Consider the following 21733-nt stretch of genomic DNA (forward strand, 5'->3'; position numbering starts at 1 on the left):
TTGAATTATGAATAGGTAGATCCTACCACCTGATTTTGTAATTTTTCGTTAAACATTCCATTGCCGGGAGAATAATCGTTATTTTTGTACCGATTAATTGTCACCGTGAAAAAAGCCGTTATATATCTCTTTCGACTCCTATTTATTCCATTTGAACTGGTTTTTGCTTTTATTTTCATTGTCTTTATCTATGTCTTGTTTTCGGCGACGGTTTCTCCTCCGGAGGTTCCGGATATCCATATCGGAAAACGGCAAAAAGTAAGCGAAAATCACTATGTACTGGGCAACAATTACCTAAAGAAAAATGAATTCGGTATCTGGGAAATGTACATCGAAGGAGAGCCGTACGAACGGGGATTAATCTACGGGGAATTAGCCAAAGAACTCAATCAAAGTCAGGAGGAAATTTTTGTAGGACAAATCAACCAGTTTGTACCCAAAGGGGCTTTTCAGAATTTTCTGAAGATTATGATGGGATTTTTTACCAATGAAATTCCTGATCACATTTCACTGGAAAATCAGCAGGAAATCTATGGAATTTCCCGCACGTTTTCAGATGAATTTGATTACATCGCTCCGAAATATACACGCATACTGGGGTATCATGCCGCGCACGATATGGGGCACGCACTGAATGATTACAGTGTAGTAGGATGTACTTCATTTGCATTGAAAGGAGCAAAATCTGCGACAGACCACCTTATTCTCGGAAGAAACTTTGATTTTTATGTGGGCGATGATTTTGCAAGAGAAAAAATTATTTTGTTTATCAATCCCTCAACAGGATACAAGTTCACCTCTTATTCCTGGGCAGGATTTACAGGGGTTGCATCCGGCATGAATGAACAGGGATTAACGGTCACTATTAATGCTTCCAAATCCGATCTCCCAACGGGATCAAAAACCCCTATTTCCATTCTGGCGCGTGAGATCCTCCAATATGCAAAAAACATCGATGAGGCAATTGCCATTGCAAAAAAACGGGAAACATTTGTATCGGAAACGCTGATGGTCGGATCCGCCAATGACAATAAAACGGTGTTAATCGAAAAATCGCCGACCAAATTAGGAGTCTACGAAATGAAAGGAGACGATCTTATTTGTTCGAATCACTACCAGTCAACGACATTTGAAAAAGACCCGGCGAACCTTCAAAATATTCAGAACAGCGACAGTAAATTTCGATACGACCGGGTGCGTGAATTGATTGACCGGCAAGCTACTCCGTTTACTCCAACAGATGTTGCTGCGATCCTCCGCAATCAAAAGGCAGCCAACGGAGATACACTGGGAATGGGAAATCCGAGAGCGGTCAACCAATTACTGGCACACCACAGTGTTGTAATGCAACCCACAGAACGCATGTTCTACATCACTACCAATGATTTCCAGTTGGGGAAATTTATCGGTTATGACCTCAACAAAACATTTGCAGCAAAGAAAGCCATCGTAACAGACAGTATTGCCGCAGATCCGTTCCTTTATTCGCAGGCATATCAGGATTTTCTTTTATTCAAACAAACCAAGCAAAAAATCAGTCAATACCTGATGTTTGACAAGCCGTTAACTCTTTCACAACAAGACATTGAAGCATTCATCCGTCAAAACAGTGAGTCGTATGTCACATATGAAATGCTGGGAAAATATTTCTCCAAAAAAGGACAGTGTGAAAAAGCAGCAACTTATTTCAAGGAAGCACTGACGAAAAAAACAGCATCCAAACAAGTAGACCGGGAGTTGCAATTACTGATGGAAAACTGCGGGAAGTAAACCACTTCATAAACACCTGTTCCTTCATTTTCAATCGTATTTTCAATCGTCATTCATCCATTGTAAAACAACTGTAAAATAACCGTTCCGGGTTTACAGTCAGTTGAAAATGCTTCTACACCGTTTGTTCATTGCATACAGCATATTCTTGCAGGAATATTCTAATTTAAAACGCAATGAAATCAGCAATTATCTTTTTTAGTCTAATCCATTGTTCCGTTTCCATGGGACAAATCGGAGGAAATCAACTGTATGGAAATTACAAAGGAAATTACAACACAAATCAATCCTACAATGACGGACGGCACAACAAAGTAATCATCGATAAAACGTCCATGAGTTTTCATGTCAATATCCTGAATACGGTTCAATCAACTTCTTTCACCATCACGTTAGGACTCAATCAGGAAGCGGCATCCGTAGAGGCCTGCAATGCAGAAATCAACAAACGGATTACCGGTTTTAAGCGTGAATTAAAAGCGTTGAGCATCAAAGAAGAAGACATCTATGTCGATTTCATATCACAAACGAAAGTTTACGACTATCAAACCAGCAAGGAAGAGCATCAACACGTCATCAATATTCAGCAGGAAGAAACCGGATTTGAAATCAAGAAGAACATTCTTTTACGGGTAAAAGATATCCATCTGTTTGACCGGTTAGTGGAGGTAGCTTCACGGTACAATATCCACAATATTGTAAAGGTCGACTATCACTCTTCTGAATTGGACACTATTTATGCTTCCATGTTAAAAGAGGCACGCATCATTTCCGATAAACGAAAAGCACTGCTCTCATTCGACAAGGACAATTGGGAAGAAACTCCTGTTCTTTCAATTGATTTTCACCACATCCAACCTTCCGGTCAGTACCTGAGTTACCAGGCATACGAGAGTTCTGATGTTTCATACATCAATGATTACTACCGGTCGAATACCCCTGTTTTAAGGCAGGAGCAACGAAAATCCAAGTCTTATTATTTCAACAAAATTAACGCGTCGGATTTTGATAAAATTATGAATGCAGACACACCGGTTGTCGGTATCCAATGCGTCATGTATGTTACTGTAAGTTACCTCCGAAAAGTACCGGATGCTTCTAAAAAACAGTATCATGTCATCACACCGGACGGTCAACTCAAGGTGTTGAACCTGGAGTAATTTACATACAATCACAATGCAATGATTGACTACAATTCCGTTGTTTCGGAGTACTGTGGCTGCCGGTGTTCATTTTTATACGCGCTGATCTCTTCCATCGGGGCAATGGTATATTTGTACCCGAGAGCCGTAACCAACAGGATGATAAACGTTCCCATCCACAGCGTTGTATAACCGAACTCTGCGACAACGGTTGTTCCCAAAAACGGGGAAACGATTAATCCAATTCCCATGGAAACACCGTTAACTCCCATGTACGCACCTTTATTGGCCGGACCCGAGCGTAATGCCGTAACCGTTGACATAAACGGAAGTACGAGGATTTCACCAATACTCATGAGTGAGATCGCGATATAGATCACAAAGACGGAATGACTGACTGTATAGAGAAAAAAGCTCAACCCGGTCACAAAGGTTCCCCACACCATGATTTGGACAATGGTGAGGTTCCGCTCCGTAATGGCTACAAGTGGCATTTCCAGCAACACAATGACCAATCCACTGAACCCAAGGGCCAGCCCCACTTCTTTTTGTGACAATCCGGCTCCGTTTCCCAAAAATAACGGCAGGGTATTGAGCAGCTGGAAGAACGAGATTGCGTACAAAGCACAAAACAATGTAAATAACAAAAATTTACTGTCTGTATAAGGAGAACGAACAATTGTACCGACAGCCGGTTCTTCCGTATGGCCCACCTCATTCCGCTCTTTCCTGTTTCTGAAAAACAAGACGAATACAATCGCAGCACTGATGCAGGCAATCCCATTGATGTAAAACAACAAATGAAACGAATATGCCGATAAGATCCCACCCACGGCAGGACCGATTGAAAAGCCCAGGTTTACCGCCATCCTGTTCAGGGAAAAAGCACGTGTGATATTTTCCTTTTTAGCATACCTGGAAATAGCAACCGAGTTGGCTGGACGAAAGATCTCAGAGATGATGCCCAACACAAATAACAACACGCAAATCGCGTAGAATGATTTAAATTCCGGTGTAATGAAATGCAGCGGAGCACACAAAAGCAAGCTGATCACCTGCACCTTGAAATTCCCTATTTTATCGCACAACCAACCTCCGAACCAGGACCCTGCGAGCGATCCGATTCCGTAAAAACTCAGGCATATTCCTGAATCGGCAATCGAAAAGTCTAATTCTTTGTGCAGGTAAATTCCCAGGAACGGAATGACCATTGCTCCTGAGCGGTTGATCAGCATAACAATAGAAAGCATCCAGGACTCTTTGGACAACCCCGCATACGAATTTACATACCGTTCTAAAAGAGATTTCATATCAAACTGCTATTTTAATGGTATAGCATGACCGGTTTAGCGCCGCAAAGATACGACCATTTAAAGATTTAAAGTTTATACGATTGTTAAATAAAAAAGGGCTTGCAACAATGTGCAAGCCCTTCAGGGTTTTATCATCAGTAAAGTACTATCTCGGTACTTTTTTGAATTCTAAATAGCTTGCCGGAGCAGCCGGAGCGGTTTCTGCATTGAAGTCAAGACTCAATACTTTTCCTTCCGTACGGCGGTTCCATTGGTGCAGTTTGTCAAATAACGCTTTGTTTGTCTTCTGGTAAGAGTTGATCAACTTTTCCGTCAACGTTGCTTCCGTCCATCCTTCCAATGGATTTCCTTCTTCATCTCTCGGAAGAGTAACAGCATAGTCGTCTCCTTTTCTGTAAACTACTCTCGGATCGTTTTCTCCTTTTCCTACCGGAACAATTCTTCGCGGATCAATTCCTTTTTCTTTCACCAGGTATTCATAACACTTATGTGCACGGTTTTCAGAAAGCACCTGGTTGGATGTTGTACTACCACGGGAGTCAGTGTGTGAGCTCAACTCCAGGATCATTCCAGGGTATTCCGTCAACAAGTCATACACAAAATTCAGGGAATCCTTCGAATTGATTGTCGAGTCGACCAACAAATCCCATTTTGCCAACGGATAACGTACTTCCGGTAAACGGATTGGTTTCTTAGGAAGTAATGCCAGGTCAACAACAAAGTTTTGATCGTACTTCAATCCTACAGTTGTAATACGTGAACCTTGCGCATCGTGATATCCGTCTTTGGAAACAGAGATGGTATATGATCCTTCTTCGTTGATGTATCGGTCACCAGTTGGTTTCTTGTCCCAAAATACAGTTCCCTGCTTGTTGGTATATCCTTCCCATGTTCCACCATTGTTGTCTGTAACAACGACTTTCGCATCTGCAATTTTCACGTTCTTTTCGTTCAAGTCCGTAACAATCACTTTCAAGTCGAATACATATGGAGGGATTTCATACTTATAAATATCCGGCTTATTCTCTCCGTTCTGGCTTTTGCGCTCAGAAGTAAAATATCCTGTTCTATCCGTGTGCTCTACCAATGCATAATCATTGTTAGAAGAGTTGATCGGTGATCCCATGTTTACCGGATTCGACCATTTGTTCTCTTCTCCTTGTTTCGCTGCACGGAAAATATCCAATCCTCCGATTCCCGGCTTTCCGTCCGTTGCATAGAATAAGTCACCATTTTTTGCAAACGTAGGGAACGCATCATTCCCGGAAGTATTGATCTCAGGTCCCAGGTTAACCGGTGTTGTCCATGAATCAGATTTACGCTCGTAAGTTGTTGCCCACAAGTCCAATCCACCGAATCCTCCCGGAAGATCAGAGGCGAAGATCAGGAATCGTCCGTCTTCAGAAACACATGGATGCCCGACAGTTAATGAATCATGTGGTTTCAACTCTAATTTCTTAGGTGTTCCCCATTTGTTTTTTCCTTTTGATTCGGAAACCCAGATTTCACACCCTAAGTTTTGCTTTTTCACATTCGGACAACGTGTAAAGAACATTGTTTTTCCACGTCCGTCAAACGCAACAGTTCCTTCGTTATCTTCCGTATTGATTCCTTCTCCGTCAATCAGAACAGGTGCTTTCCAGTTTCCGTTCTTATCCATTTCGGCAACCCACAAATCCATATAGTTTTCACATGTACGCGGATCCTTATCTGTTCCTGTACTGTTTTCTCTACTTGAACCGAAGTACATCACCATCTCTTTCCTGTCTCCGAACATCGGAGCCATATCAAATGATTTGGTATTGATACGTTGCTCGTTGTCTACTTTCAATTTTGTAGACAGCGTATTGACATATGTATCTGATTTGCTCAAAGACTCCAGTCCGATATCAGCTCTTCCGTCTCCGGGAACTAATTTCTTGTATTCCTGATAATTTCTTTGTGCTTTGTCTTTCTCGTTTAATACTCTGTACATTTCAGCATTGTAGAAATACACCAATGGATTTACATTGTAATATTCCAACAAAATTGCCCGCTCATACCACTCGGTAGCTTCTCTGAAACGCTCTGTCAAACGGTAGCTTTCCGCCGTTTTAAAAGCCATATCAGCTTTGGTTTTCTTCGCAGTTTTTCCTTTTCTGGTCAATTTGGAATAGGCCAACGCGCATTTATCAGCAGCTTCACAAAAGTTTTGGCTTGCATACATTTTTTCAGCCTCTACCACGTGTTTGCTCTGAGCCATCGAGACTGCAGAAAAACCTGCAAGAAATGCAGTAATGATAATTTTATTCTTCATAGAATTCTGTTTCAACATAGTAATCGTATAGCTAAGTATAAACCCAGACTAACTTTACGAAAAGTAGGTAAAATTAATCCAAAATGTGGGTAAATGTAGCATTTAAAAATTACAAAAAATAACATTTTGAGGATTTTATGTGTTAAAAAATGAATCAATAAGAATTAATAAATTGATTTTCAATGCAATAAATTGAAATTATGCGCAGAAATGTAAAATTAAAATTTAACAGCAATGACTGGTTTTTTTTAATTTTGTAAAAAACAATCGCAATGAATCATTCAATTATACATCATTTAAACTGGCGATATGCGACCAAACGGTACGACCAGACGCGGGTTATACCGGATCAGACGATTGACCTGATCAAAGAAGCACTCCGGCTTACCCCCACTTCGTATGGTTTGCAACCCTTAAAATTTCTCCTGATTAAGAACCAGGAGATTCGGAAGCAATTGTTGAATTATTCATACAATCAGCAATCGATTACAGATGCGTCGCATTTGATCGTGATTGCCTCCTACAGAGACATTCAATCCGACGAAATTGATCAATACATGCAGAATACGGCAGTAACCAGGGATTTACCGCTTGAACAGCTGTCCGGCTATTCCGATTTTCTCAAGCGCATTATGAATAATCAAACCACAGAACAAAAAACAACGTGGGCACAGAAACAAGCCTATATCACACTCGGCGTACTGGTTGACATCTGCGCGCAGCTAAAAGTGGATGCAACTCCGATTGAAGGATTTGATGTGAAAGGTTACGACGCTATTTTAAATCTGGAGGAAAAAGGGCTGACTTCTACCATTGTCGTCCCAATTGGATACAGACACCAGGACGACGTGACCCAACACTGGAAAAAAGTGCGGAAGCCCGCAGAAGAGTTGTTTGAAATTTATTAGTGGTTCGCAACGAAACAAATGGACAATACGTTTATAGTATCAGAAAATATACATCATTCGAAACCCAACACATATGATCAATAATCGCCGTTCGAAATGGGTCCTGTTTTTTCTCTCAGTGACTTTGGTTCATCCGGAAGCAAGTGCGCAGCTCAGCTTTGAATACAACAATTCTATTGAAGTGCGGAAAAACGGAACACCACTGAAAAACGCATGGGCAGGAGGTTTGGATTATGCCCAATTCTCAACTTTTGACGTTGACTTTGACGGCGATCAAGACTTGTTTGTATTTGATCGGAGCTCCAATAACATCCGTGTATTCACTCAGGAAGTGGTTAACGGGGTCCGCCAATGGAGTTTTGTGTACAACGCAGCAGCCTATTTTCCCGAAGATCTGCTCTATCGTGCGACAATGGTTGATTTTGACAACGACGGAAAGCACGACTTGTTTACCTATAGCATCGGCGGGTTAAAAGTATACAGGAATGTCGGAAACAGTACCGACGGATTGCAATGGGAACTTTTTAAACCCATCGTTTATTCCGATTACAACGGATTCAATACCAACCTGTATGTTGCCTCCAGCGATATCCCTGCAATTGTAGATGTTGATTTCGACGGAGACATCGATGTGTTGACTTTCCACCAGGGAGGACAACACCTGGAATACCACAAAAATATGAGTATGGAACATTATGGGATTCCCGACTCACTTGAATTTGTGCTGGCTAATGAATGCTGGGGAAAATTTTCAGAGAATGCCAATAATAATTCGGTGCTGTTAAATGACCCTAATTTTCCCTGTAACGGAGGAAACCTGCCCAACCCGGAACTACCGGTTAAACCCGTTGAGAGCAATGAAGAAAAATCCGAATCTTCACGACATGCCGGATCAACAGTGCTCGCACTGGATTATAACAATTCGGGTGTAATGGACCTGATCCTGGGGGACGTAGCTTTCAACAACCTGGTTTTACTCATCAACGGCGGAACGGCTCCAAATACGGACTCCCCGATGATCAGCGCAGATATTTCATTTCCCAGCAATACACTCCCGGCATCCATCTATTTATTCCCCGCACCCTTTTACCTCGATGTCGATTTTGACGGAATCAATGACCTGATTGTCGGAGCAAATGCAAAAAATGTTTCTCAAAATGAGACCAGTGTATTGTTTTACAAAAATATCGGAGCAACCAACAATCCGACATTTGTTTATCAGCAAAATGATTTCCTTCAAAATCAAATGATTGAGCACGGGAAAGGATCCATCCCGATTGTATACGATGTGGACAATGACGGACTGAAAGACCTGGTTGTTTCCAATCTGTATCGTTTCAAAACCGAATCGGTAAAAGAAGGAACCATTGCCTGGTACAAGAATACAGGAACCGCAACTAATCCGGCTTACACCTTTGTGGATTACAACTGGTTGAATCTAAATCAACTCAATTACGGATTGCGGATGGTTCCGACGTTCGGAGACATCAACGGCGACGGGAAAGAAGAATTAATCATCGGAAAGGAAGACGGAACATTGGTATTGTTTCAAAACAACGGCAACACATTTGTCAATCCGGTTATCAACATGAAAGACAACACCAACACAACGATACAAGTCGGGGGATATGCATTTCCGCAATTATTTGACCTGAACAAAGACGGGTTGATGGATTTAATTATCGGGAACCGTACCGGGAAGTTGTTGTATTACCAAAATACCGGAACAATTACCTCTCCTTCTTTTGAATTAATCACTGCCGATTTGGGCGGGATCCACATCCAGGACCCGAACAACCCGGATGGTTATACGGCCCCTCATTTTTTTAGAAAAAATGATACAACACTCTTGTTTTTAGGGGCCATCGACGGAAAACTTCACTATTACAATGAAATTGACGGGAATCTGGCACCAGGACAATCCTTTCAACTGGAAGATGCCGAATTTTTGAACATCAATGCGGAAGCGTATTCTTCTTTCTGGGTAGAGGATATTGACGGTGACGGGTACCTGAATATGTTTGCAGGACAGGATCTGGGTGGTTTGTACCATTTTGAAGTCGACCCGAACAGTACCATAGCGGTACACCAGGCGGATCAACCGATCGCTGTTACTATTTTCCCGAATCCGGTAACGGACAAATTAATTATTGAAACAGACAGCCATCAGTACTTTCACCTGAAAATTTATACAATTGACGGACAATTACTGGAAGAGCACCGGGCATTCAAAAAAGCTGAAATTGATCTGCAAACGTACACAGCAGGAATGTATTTGCTGGAACTTTCCGACAAACGTGAATGGAAATCCGTGCATCGCATCGTGAAACAATAATTTCGCTCGTGGCAAACTGAAAAAAGTGTAATTTCGCATTTACAACGTGTATCGGCATTAATTTTGCAATCAACTAACTGGTACTTGATTTGTTAAACTCTGTTTATGGATAAGATTAAAATGGCATTGTTGCGTAAATTTTTTAAAGTATTGGCTGCCTTTTTTTGCGGTGGAGCAGCAACCGTTAACGCACAGGAAATTCCACCGATGAACGTATTGTTCATCGGAAATAGTTTCACCCATATGAACAGCATGCCTGTGATGTTTGAAAAACTGGCCATTTCAAAGAATATTAAGATAAATGTTGTAATGAGTGCAAAAAGTAATCATACGTTTCACATGCACTCGGAACGCCCGGACTTGTATGAAGATATCAACAAAGCGAAATGGGATTATGTCATTCTGCAGGGATTCAGCCGTGAATTAAGTTACGGCAACGAACACATCGACACTGCGGTGATACCGTATTTTCAGAAAATTGTAGATACCTTACACAAAAACAATCCGTGCGTGAAACTCTTGTTGTACATGACATGGGGATATGAAAACGGCTATGCGTATATGAACGAGATCGGTACGTATGAAGAAATGAGCGCCTCCATTGAAAGCGGTTATCGCTACCTGGCGGAAAAATATGACCTGGCGATTGTACCGGTAGGTAACGTTTGGAAAGAAGTCCGCAAAAACTACCCGGATTTCGGACTTTATCAAAAAGACGAGCACCATCCGACCAAAATCGGTTCGTATGTCGTTGCTTCCTCCTTTTATTCTGCCATTTTCCGATCTAGTCCGGAAGGAGGATATGCGGCTGGACTGGACACCAAGGTAGCCTTGGCTATTCAAAAAACGGCATACGATTATATTAAAAATCACCTGGCAGAATACAAATTGAACCGGGACATTGTCGATGTACTATACCGGTTTACGAAAGACGGCAAATTTGAGGTGAGTTGTTTTGCCAACTTCCCTAAATCGACGGGAATCCGTTGGGATTTCGGGGACGGAGACAGCACCAGTAGTGAATCAAAGGTGACACATTATTACAAAACATTTGGAGAATACAAGGTAAAACTGACACTGGAAGACGGCTGTGGAGAGCGCATCATCTATAAAAATGTGTACTTCAAGGAACCTTATCAACCCAAAACACCACAAGCATCGAAGCCACAGACCCGGGATACCAGTATTAAGAAAAAAATCTGAGTTATTTGATTCCGTAAATACGGTTAAAAAATCTCCTGATCGGACCGAGAATAAAATCCAGTTTTAACTTAATCTGATCCAGGTATTTTACGAAAACTACGAAGAGTAAGATGAACAGCAACGCTCCGAGTGTTACCTGCCATGGATTCAACCGGTGATGAAACAATCTGTTCAACCCAAATCCGGTAAGGCTCCCATACAACACCATCATGTGAATGATATAAATGGTTAGTGTATTCTGTCCTACCTTAATAAACAAGTTGGGTTTAATATCTCCGATCAGTTTTTCAATAATCATTAGCGAACTCAATGCAATCAACACCATTCCAAAGCGCATGTACAGCCAATCGAGAATACCAAGATTCAGCACAAACGGACTTCCGATTAATTGATCCAGCCCCTCCAGGATTTGTTTGGAGAACAAGTAGAAAATAAAACCGATTGTAATTGTTATCAACGGAGCTCTCCATGTCTTTACCTGCTCTTTAAAATCGTGCAGCAAACTTCCCAGCATGGCTCCGTACATGGTATATCCCATCCATGGAACAATCGGGAAAATTGCCCGGTGTCCGGGGCCGTGAAACATGTTTTGGATCACATACGGTGCATTTTCCGGCCACACTCCAAATTCCGGTAATTGATCCAGGTAAAGATTAAACCCGAACAACAAGGTTCCTGCAACAAAATAATAGATCCACAGCGGAATGACTCTGATCAACTTATAGATTCCGAAAAGGATCAGAATGGAGAATATCCCGACTCCGATGCATTGGAGTACATGAAATGCATAATATTGCAGTGCAAATCCCCAAAACAGCAATTCAAGCGAGCGTTTAAATCCCTTCTTCACCCGCAGGTTAGAAAAATACGGTTCTTCCCGTTTACCCAAGAGTAAATAGATAAAAACAAGCCCTGTTACCGTTAAGAAAATAGGCGATGTAAAACCGCGGATGTACAACCAGGTCGCATAAATCGGGTTATTGAGATCCCTGTATTCAAGCATTAACGAATCGTCGACAAAATGGCCTTCCAGCATTAACAATATGGCGATGGAACGCGCCATGTCTATAAACATCAACCGGGGCTTTTTTGCTAAGGGAAGTTCGACTGACTGGTTGTTCATTTAATTGATTAAATTAAGGAGCAAATGTACAAACTATTTCCATTTTCAAGAAAAATTGATGTGAATCATCTTCGCTTCTTTTACTTTTATACAATTGCCGCACATTAGCAGAGTGAAATAAGGCATCCTGTTGTCTAAAAAATGATGCATCATTTTAATTTGACTTTACAAGGTTACATCCCATACTTATAACATCAAACTAATCATAAAATAAACGTTTTTTATTGAATAATCATTAAAATTTTACATAAAAAAGCTTAATTAGGATTCTAACAATAGACTCAAATCTATTTGGCATTTTAGCATGAAACCCTTATCTTAATCGGTTAAATTAACTGCTAAACATAAACATTATGCAAAAAAACTACATGAAACCCTTTGCGTGGAAACTCTTCTCACTGGCATTTACCATGGGGGCGATTTTTTCGTCAAATGCCCAATCTGTTGGCACTCAATCATTCACTGCCACAGGAAACGATGACGATCCTACAACAATTGTTGTCACTACATCCGGTGGTAACTTAACGATCAACCAGGGGCAACCGATACAAAGTATCACAATCTCTGACTTTTACGGGGTAGATACCTACGGAGATGATACTTACTGTGGAGATTATTTTGGTTTTACACTGAATGTGGACGGTTCAGATGTGATTACTGAAGGATGTGCAATAGATATGATCGGGTATGATCTTACCGGAGCGAGCACGATTACTGTGACCTCTGTGGATATGGATTTTTGGTCAGAAGAAGTACAGATAGGCCTGGAGTTGGAGGTTACTTACACAACACCAACCTGTCTGATGCCTGTTAACGGAATTGTTGATGCCGTTACCAGCTCTTCTGCTGATGTTTCTTGGACAGCAGGAGATACAGAAACATCCTGGATTGTAGAATGGGGAGAAGCAGGATTTACGCCCGGGTCAGGAATCGGTACGCAAACCGTTTCTTCTCCGTCGATCAGTATTCCCGGTTTAGACCCGAACACAGACTATGATATTCTCGTTATTGCAGATTGCGGTTCCGGTGATGAAAGTTATCATCTGACCATTCCGGTGCTGACAGCATGCGCAGCAATTCCTGCAATTGCTTTTTGTGAAAGTTTCGAAACCGATTCTCCGAATCTTGCCTGTTGGTCTGTTATTGATGAAAACGGAGATGGCGCCCCATCATGGTATGGCTACAATGAATACATGTGGACATTCCTTAATAACGATGCCTGGGGAGATAACATTGCCCGTACCGGAGAGTATACTGCGGCGATTTACACCGACTATAACAGTGGTGCAAATGATGATTATTTAGTAACTCCTCCCATGACACTTACAGGTAACGAAGTAATGAATTTTTATTACCGTGTCTATTCAAGCAATGAGCCGAATGATTTCAGAGTACTATTATCAACAACCGGAAATAGTGCAAGCGATTTTACGGAAGAAGTAATGCCATTGACCATCGCATCGAATGAAGAATACCAATTGGCGTCCGTTGACTTAAGTGCTTACTCCGGTGATGTGTATATTGCATTTCATGTACCTGCAGGGGGTGAAGATGGCTGGTTACTGATGATTGACGATGTGTGTGTTGACATCTGTACTCCGAATCCGGGGATAGACGGTGATATTGATGCCTGTCGTACAGACGGAACAATCGATCTTGGTGATGTCATTACTTCTGATTATACAAACGGAGAATGGAAAAACGATGCACTTCAAAGCCTGATCAATGGTTCAATGTTGAATGTAGCTCCGCTGAATGGAACATATACATTCAATTATATCGTAACAACCGGATGTACTTCAGATACAACAATTGCAACAATCAATATTTTCAATCCTTCTTCTGCAGGAGAAAACGGATTGATTACAACGTGTAAAAATCAACAAATTGATTTGTTTGGTGCATTGGGAGGAAACATTGATGCAGGAGGTACCTGGTATGCCCCTGACGGAAGCCCGATGGCAAGCTCGTATTTCCAGACAGGAACGTTACAAGGACAATCGATCTACAAATATATTGTTGACAATGGCGTTTGCGGACCAGATACTTCTCAGGTTTTGGTAAACATTCAAAATTGCGACTACTTAGGATTGGAAGACGTTGTATTGGAAAACATGACACTTGCTCCGAACCCAACCAATGGAGAGTTCCAAATTGCCGGTCTTCCTGCTAATGGTTATACCTACGAAGTAATGGATGTAAACGGACGCGTTATTCGCCAACAGGAAACAATCAAAGCGACCACAACGACTGTTGACTTAACGGGAGTTGAAAATGGTATTTACCTGATTCGAATCTCCGGAAATGATACAGAACGCATTGCCCGTATTGTGAAACAATAACGGATTAACCCCTTAACAGAAAAGGCTGCTCATTAAAACGGGCAGCCTTTTTCAATAGTTGTTCCGGATATATTAAAACCTTACATCAACAAGAATTCTTTTTCAGGAGTTGCATCGTGTTTCTCCCATTGAGTTTTGTAGAAATTATACAATTCCAATTGCGTATGAAATATTTTCTTTTCTACTTTCCGGTATTTATTCTTTTGAAATTTTCCGATGATTCGCGTCTTGGCATTCCCTTTTAACTGGTAATCAAAAATCAGGTCGAGTTCTTTTTGCAAAACCGGGTCTTTTATCGGGCAGGTTACTTCAATGCGCTTATCAAGGTTCCGCTCCATCCAATCAGCACTACTGATAAAATAAGCGTGCTCCCCCCCATTGTAAAACTTCAAAATCCGGGCGTGCTCTAAAAAGCGATCGACGATCGAATACACGACAATGTTTTCAGACTGCCCCGGGATTCCTGGTACCAGGCAACAAATCCCCCGGATAATCATTTTAATTTTAACTCCTGCATTACTTGCTTTGTACAACCATTCGATCATTTCCGTATCCGTCAGGTTGTTCAGTTTGATAAATATCTCTGCCCGTTCTCCCCTTTTTGCTGCCTGAATCTCATTTTTTATCAGGTTAATGATGCGGGTACGGGTATTGATCGGTGAGACGAGTAATTCTTTAAATCTCCTGTTTAAATTGGGTGTTTCGCTTTCCAGGATCTGAAAAACTTTGGCAACCTCCATTCCTATTTTTTCATCCGCGGTGATTAAACTCAAATCTCCATAGATACGCGCTGTACGTTCGTGGAAATTTCCTGTTCCCACGTGTGTAATAAATTGCTTTTTATTGCCATTCATCCGGGTAATCTGGATCAGTTTGGAGTGTACTTTTATATCCTGTCCTCCATGCAGGACAATTGCACCGCTTTCTTTCAAACGGGTAGACCAATACAAATTATTTTCCTCATCAAAACGGGCCATCAATTCCAGGAAAACGGTTACCTGCTTCCCGTTATTAACGGCATTCATCAATGCTTTTAATACCTGTGAGTCACGGGTTACCCGGTACACGTTGATTTTAATGGATTTCACCCGCGGATCGATCGCCGCTTCACGAATCAAATCGACCAGGTAATCAAACCGCTGATAGGGGTAATGAATCATTACGTCCTGCTTCAGAATCACTTTAATAAGGCTTTTTTGTCCTTCCAGTGCAGGATGATTCAATGGTGGTAATGGAGAATAGACAAAATCCGATCTTCCAAAATCCGGGAACGACATAAAGTCTTTGAAGTTATGGTACCTTCCTCCTGCAATGGTATTGACCCCGAATTCCAGGTTCAGATTCTTCAACAAATATTCCAGGAGATCGTGCGGCATGTCCTGATCATATACAAAACGAACGGGCGTTCCCTTTTTCCTCAGCTTAATGCTATGTTCTACTTTTTCCTTCAGAGAAACCGCGATATCATCATCGAGGTTTAATTCTGCATCCCTGGTAAACTTAAACGTATATGCTTCAATTTTATGATAGGTGAAAATTGAAAAAATCGCATCCAGGTTTAACCGGATAATATCATCCAGTAAAATGACCATTTGTTTTTCTCCTTCCCGCATCAGGTAAAAACGGGAAATCGTAGAAGGAATTTTGATCAATGCATAGCGCAATTTGGTAGAGCGCAGGTTGGTCATCTTCACTGCCAGGTAGATTCCGGAATCTTTTAAACGGGGAAATGGTGTTGATGCATTCAACATAATCGGAACGATGGCGTGTTTCAGCTTTAAATTGAAATAGGATTTCAACTCAGCTATCTGCTGCTCGTTCAGATCGCTCTCCTGAATATGAAAAATGTTGTGATTACTGAGTTCCCGCAAAATTTTTTGGTATGCGAGTTCAAACTGGCGTTGTTGCTTCAAAACAATCAAACGAATCTCATTGAATAATTCTTTGGGAGAACTGTTGAAACCTGTTACGGTCTTATTTCTTACAGCAATCATCCTGCGCAGGTTGGCCACGCGCACCCGAAAGAATTCATCCATGTTATTGGAATAAATTCCGAGGAAACGCATCCGTTCTATTACCGGATTTCTGGAGTCTAATGCTTCTTGTAAAACACGTTCATTAAAAGAAAGCCAGCTCAATTCACGATTGAAAAATTCCATGTGCAAAGCAATTGAAAAAAACGACCTTCTATGTTAACCCTGGATTAAATCTTGCCTTTGCGGGATCACACTCTCATTCCTTTTACCACCCGATCTTTGCGCTTCGTTTTCTGAAGTTTTTTCAGCATCACCATCAGGTAAGCGTTTCCAGCCGAAGATTGAATCGTGTACTTTTCATTACCGTACGTCAATTCTCCTCCTCTGTTCATATCCCAGGCTGCAACCAGGTAGTATTTGGATGTATTTCCTTCCTGTCTGACATTGAACGAAAGCACACGTCCTTGTCCAACCTCAAAACGAATAATCATTTCACCTGTTTTTCCATAGCTTTCAAAAACGGCAGGTGTTTGTGCCTGAATTGTCACGCGATCTTCCTCTTTGTTTTTATTGGTTACCAACACCCCGTTTTCTGCCGTCCCCTGGCTTCCGGATTGTCGGATTCGTTGAAGAATTATGGTCTGAGAGATGTAAAACTGAACTTTTTTCATTTGCGTTTCCGCATCCAGTCCGAATTCATCCTTGATCTGGTTCGTAAAAGGAACTTTACTTCCGCAGGAAGCAACAATCAATCCAATAATAACAATAGCAATGTATTTCATAACATTATGATTTTAGGTACAAATATAATCAAGGTTTGCGAACCAAAAATTATTCCGTTTTTATAAAATGAAAAAACCAGGGCCATAAGGTCCTGGTTTCTGAATTATACATCTATAAACTGCTATTTGACAACTGTCAGGAAACCATGTCCCTCCAGCACTTCTCCCAGTATTCCTCCGATTGTGTACTTGTAAAAGTAAACACCATCACTCACCATTTTCCCGGATGCATTTCGTCCGTTCCAAGTTGGTGGTGTTGTTTGATTTCCTACTCCGCTATACACAACATTGCCCCATCGGTCAACAATGATTAATTCAATGGAAGCTGCATATTCAGTTGTCAGGAAAAATACATCGTTCACATTGTCACCGTTCAGAGTAATCACATTTGGCGCGGTCACTGTAGGGTTCGGATAGATACATGAACCGTCATCAATTACTGCTGCCATGTTGTAGTTAATCGCTATCGGATCTGTACATCCGCACGTGACTATTTCTACTAAAATTGTTGTTGTATCATTACAGTTCACATCTCCATTGGAGGCCACCAACTGTACAATTGAAGTCACATCAAATGTTTGATTCACGGAACTTAAATCATTTGTCACCGTTCCATTTCCATTTCCGAAATCCCAGAAATATTGATTGGAATTCTGGCTGGAATTAGAGAATGTCACTTCCAAAGGAGTACAACCTGCTCCCGGTTCCGCAGTAACAGAGGCGAAAGGCACATCAACAACATCAACAAATACGCTGTCGTTCACTGTACAATTCGCAACATTGTCCGTCAATTCCAGGTAATACCAGCCACCTGATAAGTTATTCAGTGAACTTTGGTTCGGAAAAATAAACGTAGTATCATGTTCATATGTCCAGTCAAATGTCAGATCATACGAATTCTGATTTCCCGGATTTTGCAAATGAGCACCATACGGAAATGTCTGGGTGGCGACGGTACCGATTGGCAGACATGTCGCAGGGGTCGAGAGAATGGAATCAATAACCAGTGACTGGTCCACAGTAACCAATACGGTATCTGTCCCCGTGTAGCCGCAAGCATCTGTCGCTGTCACATAGTATTCAATTGTCCCCTGAACTGAATCAACAGTCGCCAAATAAGCGGTATCTCCAACAGCTCCATTGGACCATTCATACGTATACGGACCAAAGCCTCCGGAGGCTATTACCGGAACGGGTACAGAATCATTTATACAAAAGACCGTTGGATTGGTATAGGTTAATGTCAGGTCAACGGAATCAAGGATGATCAAAGTACCGGTAGATGTAATTGTATCTCCACAGGCGTTAACGATTTGCGCTGTAATTGTAATTGTTTCGTTATTGTCAGGAATCCCGTCTGCAATAGGTGTGATGGTAACGATAATTGTGTCCTGTCCCGGAAGAAACGTAATCGGGTTCGGAAGATTGTTGTAATCGGTCCCCATTGTTGCTGTTCCTCCGATTGTATAATCAATTGTCAATGTATCATTGATCTGGCTTTGCGGGCGAATGAAGTAAATGCTTGCATCCGTACATCCTTCGAAGACAGTTGTATCTCCGGTAACAGTAGCCACAACAACTTGTACGGCATCTGACACAAATGAATTCGCTTCTAAGTATACTCCTGAGTCTAAAGCTCCGTCACCAACATTTGCAACAGCTATTTTTATGTGGTATGTTTCTCCACACTGAAGCGTTATCTCAGACGGTAAACTAACCGTTCCGCCGTTGTATCCTTCTCCACTATACGTAGCATACTGTGTTGTATAATAAACCGAATTGGACTGCCAGTTCGGATCCTGAGCCGCGCAATCAAATGCGGTACCAAATATTCCGGGAGTTCCTGAATTTACTGTATTAATCGCAACGGGGATATTTGTATTCGGAATCAATGCGATATTCTCAGCATTGTTCGAGTAAGGTCCATTTATTCCCGGACCTGAAATAAAGAAACCAAATACATCATTAAACTCTGAACACACATAATCAGGGTACTCTTCCGAAGCAAACATGTAATTAAATGAAAGGTTATTTCCTGCCGCGACAAAATCAAACTCTAAAATACCTCCGTTTGTGATGTCGTTTGTACTGATTGCATTCAAATCAGAATCCGATGATACATCATCTCCTCCTAAGGTACGTATGTACACTCCCTGCGAATAAGGGAAGTTAGTGGCAGTAAAACTTCTCGCATTTCCTTGCATCATCGTTCCCGGATCATTATTAAATGTAACATTGGAAGCTGTTACACCGAATCCCAGTAATACATTCTGAACCAAATCATTCGGGTTCATGGTATTCTGATAAGTAATCGTTGTTTGTGCATTTATTCCGAATGAATAAAATAATGCGAGTCCGACCGTTGTAATTCTGGTAATAAGTTTCGTCATATCGTATACCGTTTATATAAAAAAGTGTTTAGCCTGAAATAAAGACTTCATTTTTTAAGTAAAGGTTGCGCGATTAATACGGTGCCTCTCAAAAATAGCTACTTTCTTTTAATTTTCATAGAAAATGACCACTTTTGCTAAAAATAAAATACCATGAATCAAACACAGTCTTTCATTCAATCAAACAGAGACCGCTTCCTGGAAGAATTATTGGATTTATTGAGAATCCCTTCCATCTCAGCAGACAAAGCATATAGCGAACATGTACATAAAACGGCAGATGTCATCGCTGATAAATTAAAACGTATCGGGATCGAAACCGTGGAGATTTGCCAAACAGCAGGCTATCCGATTGTTTACGGTGAAAAGATCGTTGACCCTGCTCTACCGACTGTATTGGTTTACGGGCATTATGATGTACAACCTGCTGATCCGTTGGAACTGTGGACAAGTCCTCCTTTCGAACCGGTGATTAAGAAAACTGACATTCATCCGGAAGGAGCTATTTTTGCACGCGGAGCCTGCGATGATAAGGGACAAATGTACATGCATGTGAAAGCTGTTGAGGCAATGATTGCTTCAAATGAACTTCCCTGTAACGTGAAATTCATGATTGAAGGGGAAGAGGAGGTAGGAAGCCCGAACCTCGCTATTTTCGTAAAGGAAAACGTAGAGAAATTAAAAGCGGACATTATCCTTGTTTCGGACACCGGAATGCTTGCCAATGATGTTCCCTCTATCACAACAGGTCTTCGTGGATTGAGTTATGTAGAAGTAGAAGTTACAGGACCGAACCGTGATTTGCATTCAGGATTGTACGGAGGATGTGTCGCCAACCCGATCAATATTCTCACACAGATGATTGCGTCCCTGCACGATGAAAACAACCGCATTACCATTCCCGGGTTTTACGACAAAGTTGTCGAACTTTCCGATGAGGAACGTGCTGAGATGGCCAAAGCGCCATTTTCCCTGGAAAAGTATTGCAAAGCACTGGATATTCGTGAAGTACATGGAGAAAAAGGATATTCAACCCCGGAAAGAGGTTCCATTCGGCCAACGCTGGATGTCAACGGGATCTGGGGTGGTTATACAGGAGAAGGCGCAAAAACAGTGATTGCATCCAAGGCGTTTGCAAAGATTTCAATGCGGCTGGTTCCCGATCAAAACCCGGATGAAATCACGGCATTATTTAAAACTCATTTTGAATCCATTGCTCCTGCAAGTGTCCGTGTAGCTGTTCACCCGCACCATGGCGGAGAAGCTTCTGTAACACCGATTGATTCGATCGGATACAAGGCTGCAAGTCTGGCATATGAACAAACATTCGGAAAAAAACCGATTCCTGTGAGAAGCGGCGGAAGTATTCCGATTGTAGCAATGTTTGAAAAGGTTTTAGGCCTGAAAACAATCATGATGGGATTTGGTTTGGACAGTGACGCCATTCACTCGCCAAATGAACATTACGGTGTCTTTAACTACTTTAAAGGAATCGAAACGATCCCTTATTTCTACAAACATTTTACAGAGTTGAACAAATGACACGTCTGATCAAAAAATGGGGATTCCTGTTGTTACTTCTTTTCATTTTCAGCGCATGCTCGTACGAAAATGTTGAATTCAAAGAGGCGGAGAACTTTCATTTGAAAAAAATTGAAGGTAGAAATCTTTCCATTAGTTTTGATGCGATTCTGAACAATCCAAACGGATACAACTTAAAGATCAAGCCATCTGTTTTTGATTTATACATCAATGACAGTCATGTCGGAATCATTAAACTGGATGAACGCATCAAGATTGTCAAACGTTCCGAATCAACAGTTGCCGTTCCCGTAACTGCTGAAGTTCTCCAGGGAGCATTGCCCAAATTACTGGCGGGAGCACTCAAAAAAACAGCAACCGTACGCATTGTTGGAAAGGTAAAGGGAAAAGTATCTATTTTCCCTGCGTCAAAAAAAATCGACGAAACCCGTGAAATTCCACTCCGAGACCTGGATTTCGGTGGTTTTCCTTTTTAACATGTGCCACTTTATTAAAAAAGCGTATCACGAATGATACGCTTTTTTTGTTTCCATTTGTCTCGTCCTGAAATAAGTTGACACAATTTATTTCATATGACATATAGTTCAGAACCTTCAAAGGTTCGCCGTAGT

The 21733-nt window shown here is 41.5% G+C and carries 14 protein-coding genes; 8 read left to right on the plus strand and 6 right to left on the minus strand.

The annotated features are described in order from the left end of the window. Positions 1-84 precede the first annotated feature (84 nt). A complete protein-coding gene (locus H9Y05_RS14560; RefSeq protein ID WP_235992222.1) occupies positions 85-1770 on the plus strand; it encodes a C45 family autoproteolytic acyltransferase/hydolase in 1686 nt (561 codons plus the stop codon). 176 nt (positions 1771-1946) lie between these two features. Beyond that, positions 1947-2930, plus strand: a complete 984-nt coding sequence (locus tag H9Y05_RS14565; RefSeq protein WP_216714703.1) for an SIMPL domain-containing protein — start codon at positions 1947-1949, stop codon at positions 2928-2930. Between the two features lie 29 nt (positions 2931-2959). Here the strand turns inward: H9Y05_RS14565 and H9Y05_RS14570 are convergent, their stop codons facing one another. Then, entirely contained in the window at positions 2960-4222 is a 1263-nt protein-coding gene (locus H9Y05_RS14570; protein ID WP_216714704.1) for an MDR family MFS transporter, read from the minus strand. Between the two features lie 148 nt (positions 4223-4370). Beyond that, complete coding sequence (locus tag H9Y05_RS14575; RefSeq protein ID WP_163489958.1) at positions 4371-6521, minus strand: OmpA family protein; 2151 nt, start codon at positions 6519-6521, stop codon at positions 4371-4373. A gap of 272 nt (positions 6522-6793) precedes the next feature. Between H9Y05_RS14575 and H9Y05_RS14580 the strand changes: the two genes are divergently transcribed. The 3 genes from H9Y05_RS14580 to H9Y05_RS14590 all read left to right on the plus strand — a co-directional run bounded on the left by H9Y05_RS14580 (position 6794) and on the right by H9Y05_RS14590 (position 10967). Next, positions 6794-7429, plus strand: a complete 636-nt coding sequence (locus tag H9Y05_RS14580) for an NAD(P)H-dependent oxidoreductase (RefSeq protein WP_216714705.1) — start codon at positions 6794-6796, stop codon at positions 7427-7429. 73 nt (positions 7430-7502) lie between these two features. After that, the gene (locus tag H9Y05_RS14585; RefSeq protein ID WP_216714706.1) at positions 7503-9764 is read left to right on the plus strand and encodes a T9SS type A sorting domain-containing protein; all 2262 of its coding nucleotides are present in this window, start codon (positions 7503-7505) and stop codon (positions 9762-9764) included. A gap of 105 nt (positions 9765-9869) precedes the next feature. Further along, a complete protein-coding gene (locus tag H9Y05_RS14590; RefSeq protein ID WP_163489955.1) occupies positions 9870-10967 on the plus strand; it encodes a DUF4886 domain-containing protein in 1098 nt (365 codons plus the stop codon). 1 nt (position 10968) lies between these two features. Here the strand turns inward: H9Y05_RS14590 and H9Y05_RS14595 are convergent, their stop codons facing one another. Further along, positions 10969-12090, minus strand: a complete 1122-nt coding sequence (locus H9Y05_RS14595; RefSeq protein WP_163489954.1) for a heparan-alpha-glucosaminide N-acetyltransferase domain-containing protein — start codon at positions 12088-12090, stop codon at positions 10969-10971. Positions 12091-12443: 353 nt separating this feature from the next. On the opposite strand from H9Y05_RS14595, the gene H9Y05_RS14600 reads away from it, so the two are divergent. Then, positions 12444-14432 (plus strand): T9SS-dependent choice-of-anchor J family protein, encoded by a 1989-nt coding sequence (locus H9Y05_RS14600; RefSeq protein WP_216714707.1) that lies wholly within the window; start codon positions 12444-12446, stop codon positions 14430-14432. Between the two features lie 80 nt (positions 14433-14512). Here the strand turns inward: H9Y05_RS14600 and ppk1 are convergent, their stop codons facing one another. The 3 genes from ppk1 to H9Y05_RS14615 form a co-directional block, all read right to left on the minus strand. After that, entirely contained in the window at positions 14513-16591 is a 2079-nt protein-coding gene (gene ppk1, locus H9Y05_RS14605) for a polyphosphate kinase 1 (protein WP_216714708.1), read from the minus strand. Between the two features lie 65 nt (positions 16592-16656). Then, positions 16657-17190 (minus strand): hypothetical protein, encoded by a 534-nt coding sequence (locus H9Y05_RS14610; protein ID WP_163489951.1) that lies wholly within the window; start codon positions 17188-17190, stop codon positions 16657-16659. A gap of 122 nt (positions 17191-17312) precedes the next feature. Further along, positions 17313-19580 carry a choice-of-anchor L domain-containing protein gene (locus H9Y05_RS14615; RefSeq protein WP_216714709.1) on the minus strand — a complete coding sequence of 756 codons (2268 nt, stop codon included), beginning with the start codon at positions 19578-19580 and terminating at the stop codon, positions 17313-17315. Positions 19581-19733: 153 nt separating this feature from the next. Here H9Y05_RS14615 and H9Y05_RS14620 point away from each other — a divergent pair, with 153 nt between their 5' ends. Both H9Y05_RS14620 and H9Y05_RS14625 read left to right on the plus strand, forming a co-directional pair. Further along, positions 19734-21122, plus strand: coding sequence for a dipeptidase (locus H9Y05_RS14620; RefSeq protein WP_163489949.1), 1389 nt, complete (start codon positions 19734-19736; stop codon positions 21120-21122). Then, entirely contained in the window at positions 21119-21598 is a 480-nt protein-coding gene (locus tag H9Y05_RS14625) for an NDR1/HIN1-like protein (RefSeq protein WP_163489948.1), read from the plus strand. Before H9Y05_RS14620 ends, H9Y05_RS14625 begins: the two co-directional genes overlap by 4 nt. The last annotated feature ends 135 nt before the right edge of the window (positions 21599-21733 follow it).

It is taken from the genome of Taishania pollutisoli (assembly GCF_014518315.1).
Lineage (GTDB): Bacteria > Bacteroidota > Bacteroidia > Flavobacteriales_D > Crocinitomicaceae > Taishania > Taishania pollutisoli.

Bases quoted from the DNA above. Each gene is read 5' to 3' on its own strand.
- H9Y05_RS14565 (WP_216714703.1), top strand. From the start codon at position 1,947: ATGAAATCAGCAATTATCTTTTTTAGTCTAATCCATTGTTCCGTTTCC.
- H9Y05_RS14570 (WP_216714704.1), bottom strand. From the start codon at position 4,222: ATGAAATCTCTTTTAGAACGGTATGTAAATTCGTATGCGGGGTTGTCC.
- H9Y05_RS14575 (WP_163489958.1), bottom strand. From the start codon at position 6,521: ATGAAGAATAAAATTATCATTACTGCATTTCTTGCAGGTTTTTCTGCA.
- H9Y05_RS14580 (WP_216714705.1), top strand. From the start codon at position 6,794: ATGAATCATTCAATTATACATCATTTAAACTGGCGATATGCGACCAAA.
- H9Y05_RS14585 (WP_216714706.1), top strand. From the start codon at position 7,503: ATGATCAATAATCGCCGTTCGAAATGGGTCCTGTTTTTTCTCTCAGTG.
- H9Y05_RS14590 (WP_163489955.1), top strand. From the start codon at position 9,870: ATGGATAAGATTAAAATGGCATTGTTGCGTAAATTTTTTAAAGTATTG.
- H9Y05_RS14595 (WP_163489954.1), bottom strand. From the start codon at position 12,090: ATGAACAACCAGTCAGTCGAACTTCCCTTAGCAAAAAAGCCCCGGTTG.
- H9Y05_RS14600 (WP_216714707.1), top strand. From the start codon at position 12,444: ATGCAAAAAAACTACATGAAACCCTTTGCGTGGAAACTCTTCTCACTG.
- ppk1 (WP_216714708.1), bottom strand. From the start codon at position 16,591: ATGGAATTTTTCAATCGTGAATTGAGCTGGCTTTCTTTTAATGAACGT.
- H9Y05_RS14610 (WP_163489951.1), bottom strand. From the start codon at position 17,190: ATGAAATACATTGCTATTGTTATTATTGGATTGATTGTTGCTTCCTGC.
- H9Y05_RS14615 (WP_216714709.1), bottom strand. From the start codon at position 19,580: ATGACGAAACTTATTACCAGAATTACAACGGTCGGACTCGCATTATTT.
- H9Y05_RS14620 (WP_163489949.1), top strand. From the start codon at position 19,734: ATGAATCAAACACAGTCTTTCATTCAATCAAACAGAGACCGCTTCCTG.
- H9Y05_RS14625 (WP_163489948.1), top strand. From the start codon at position 21,119: ATGACACGTCTGATCAAAAAATGGGGATTCCTGTTGTTACTTCTTTTC.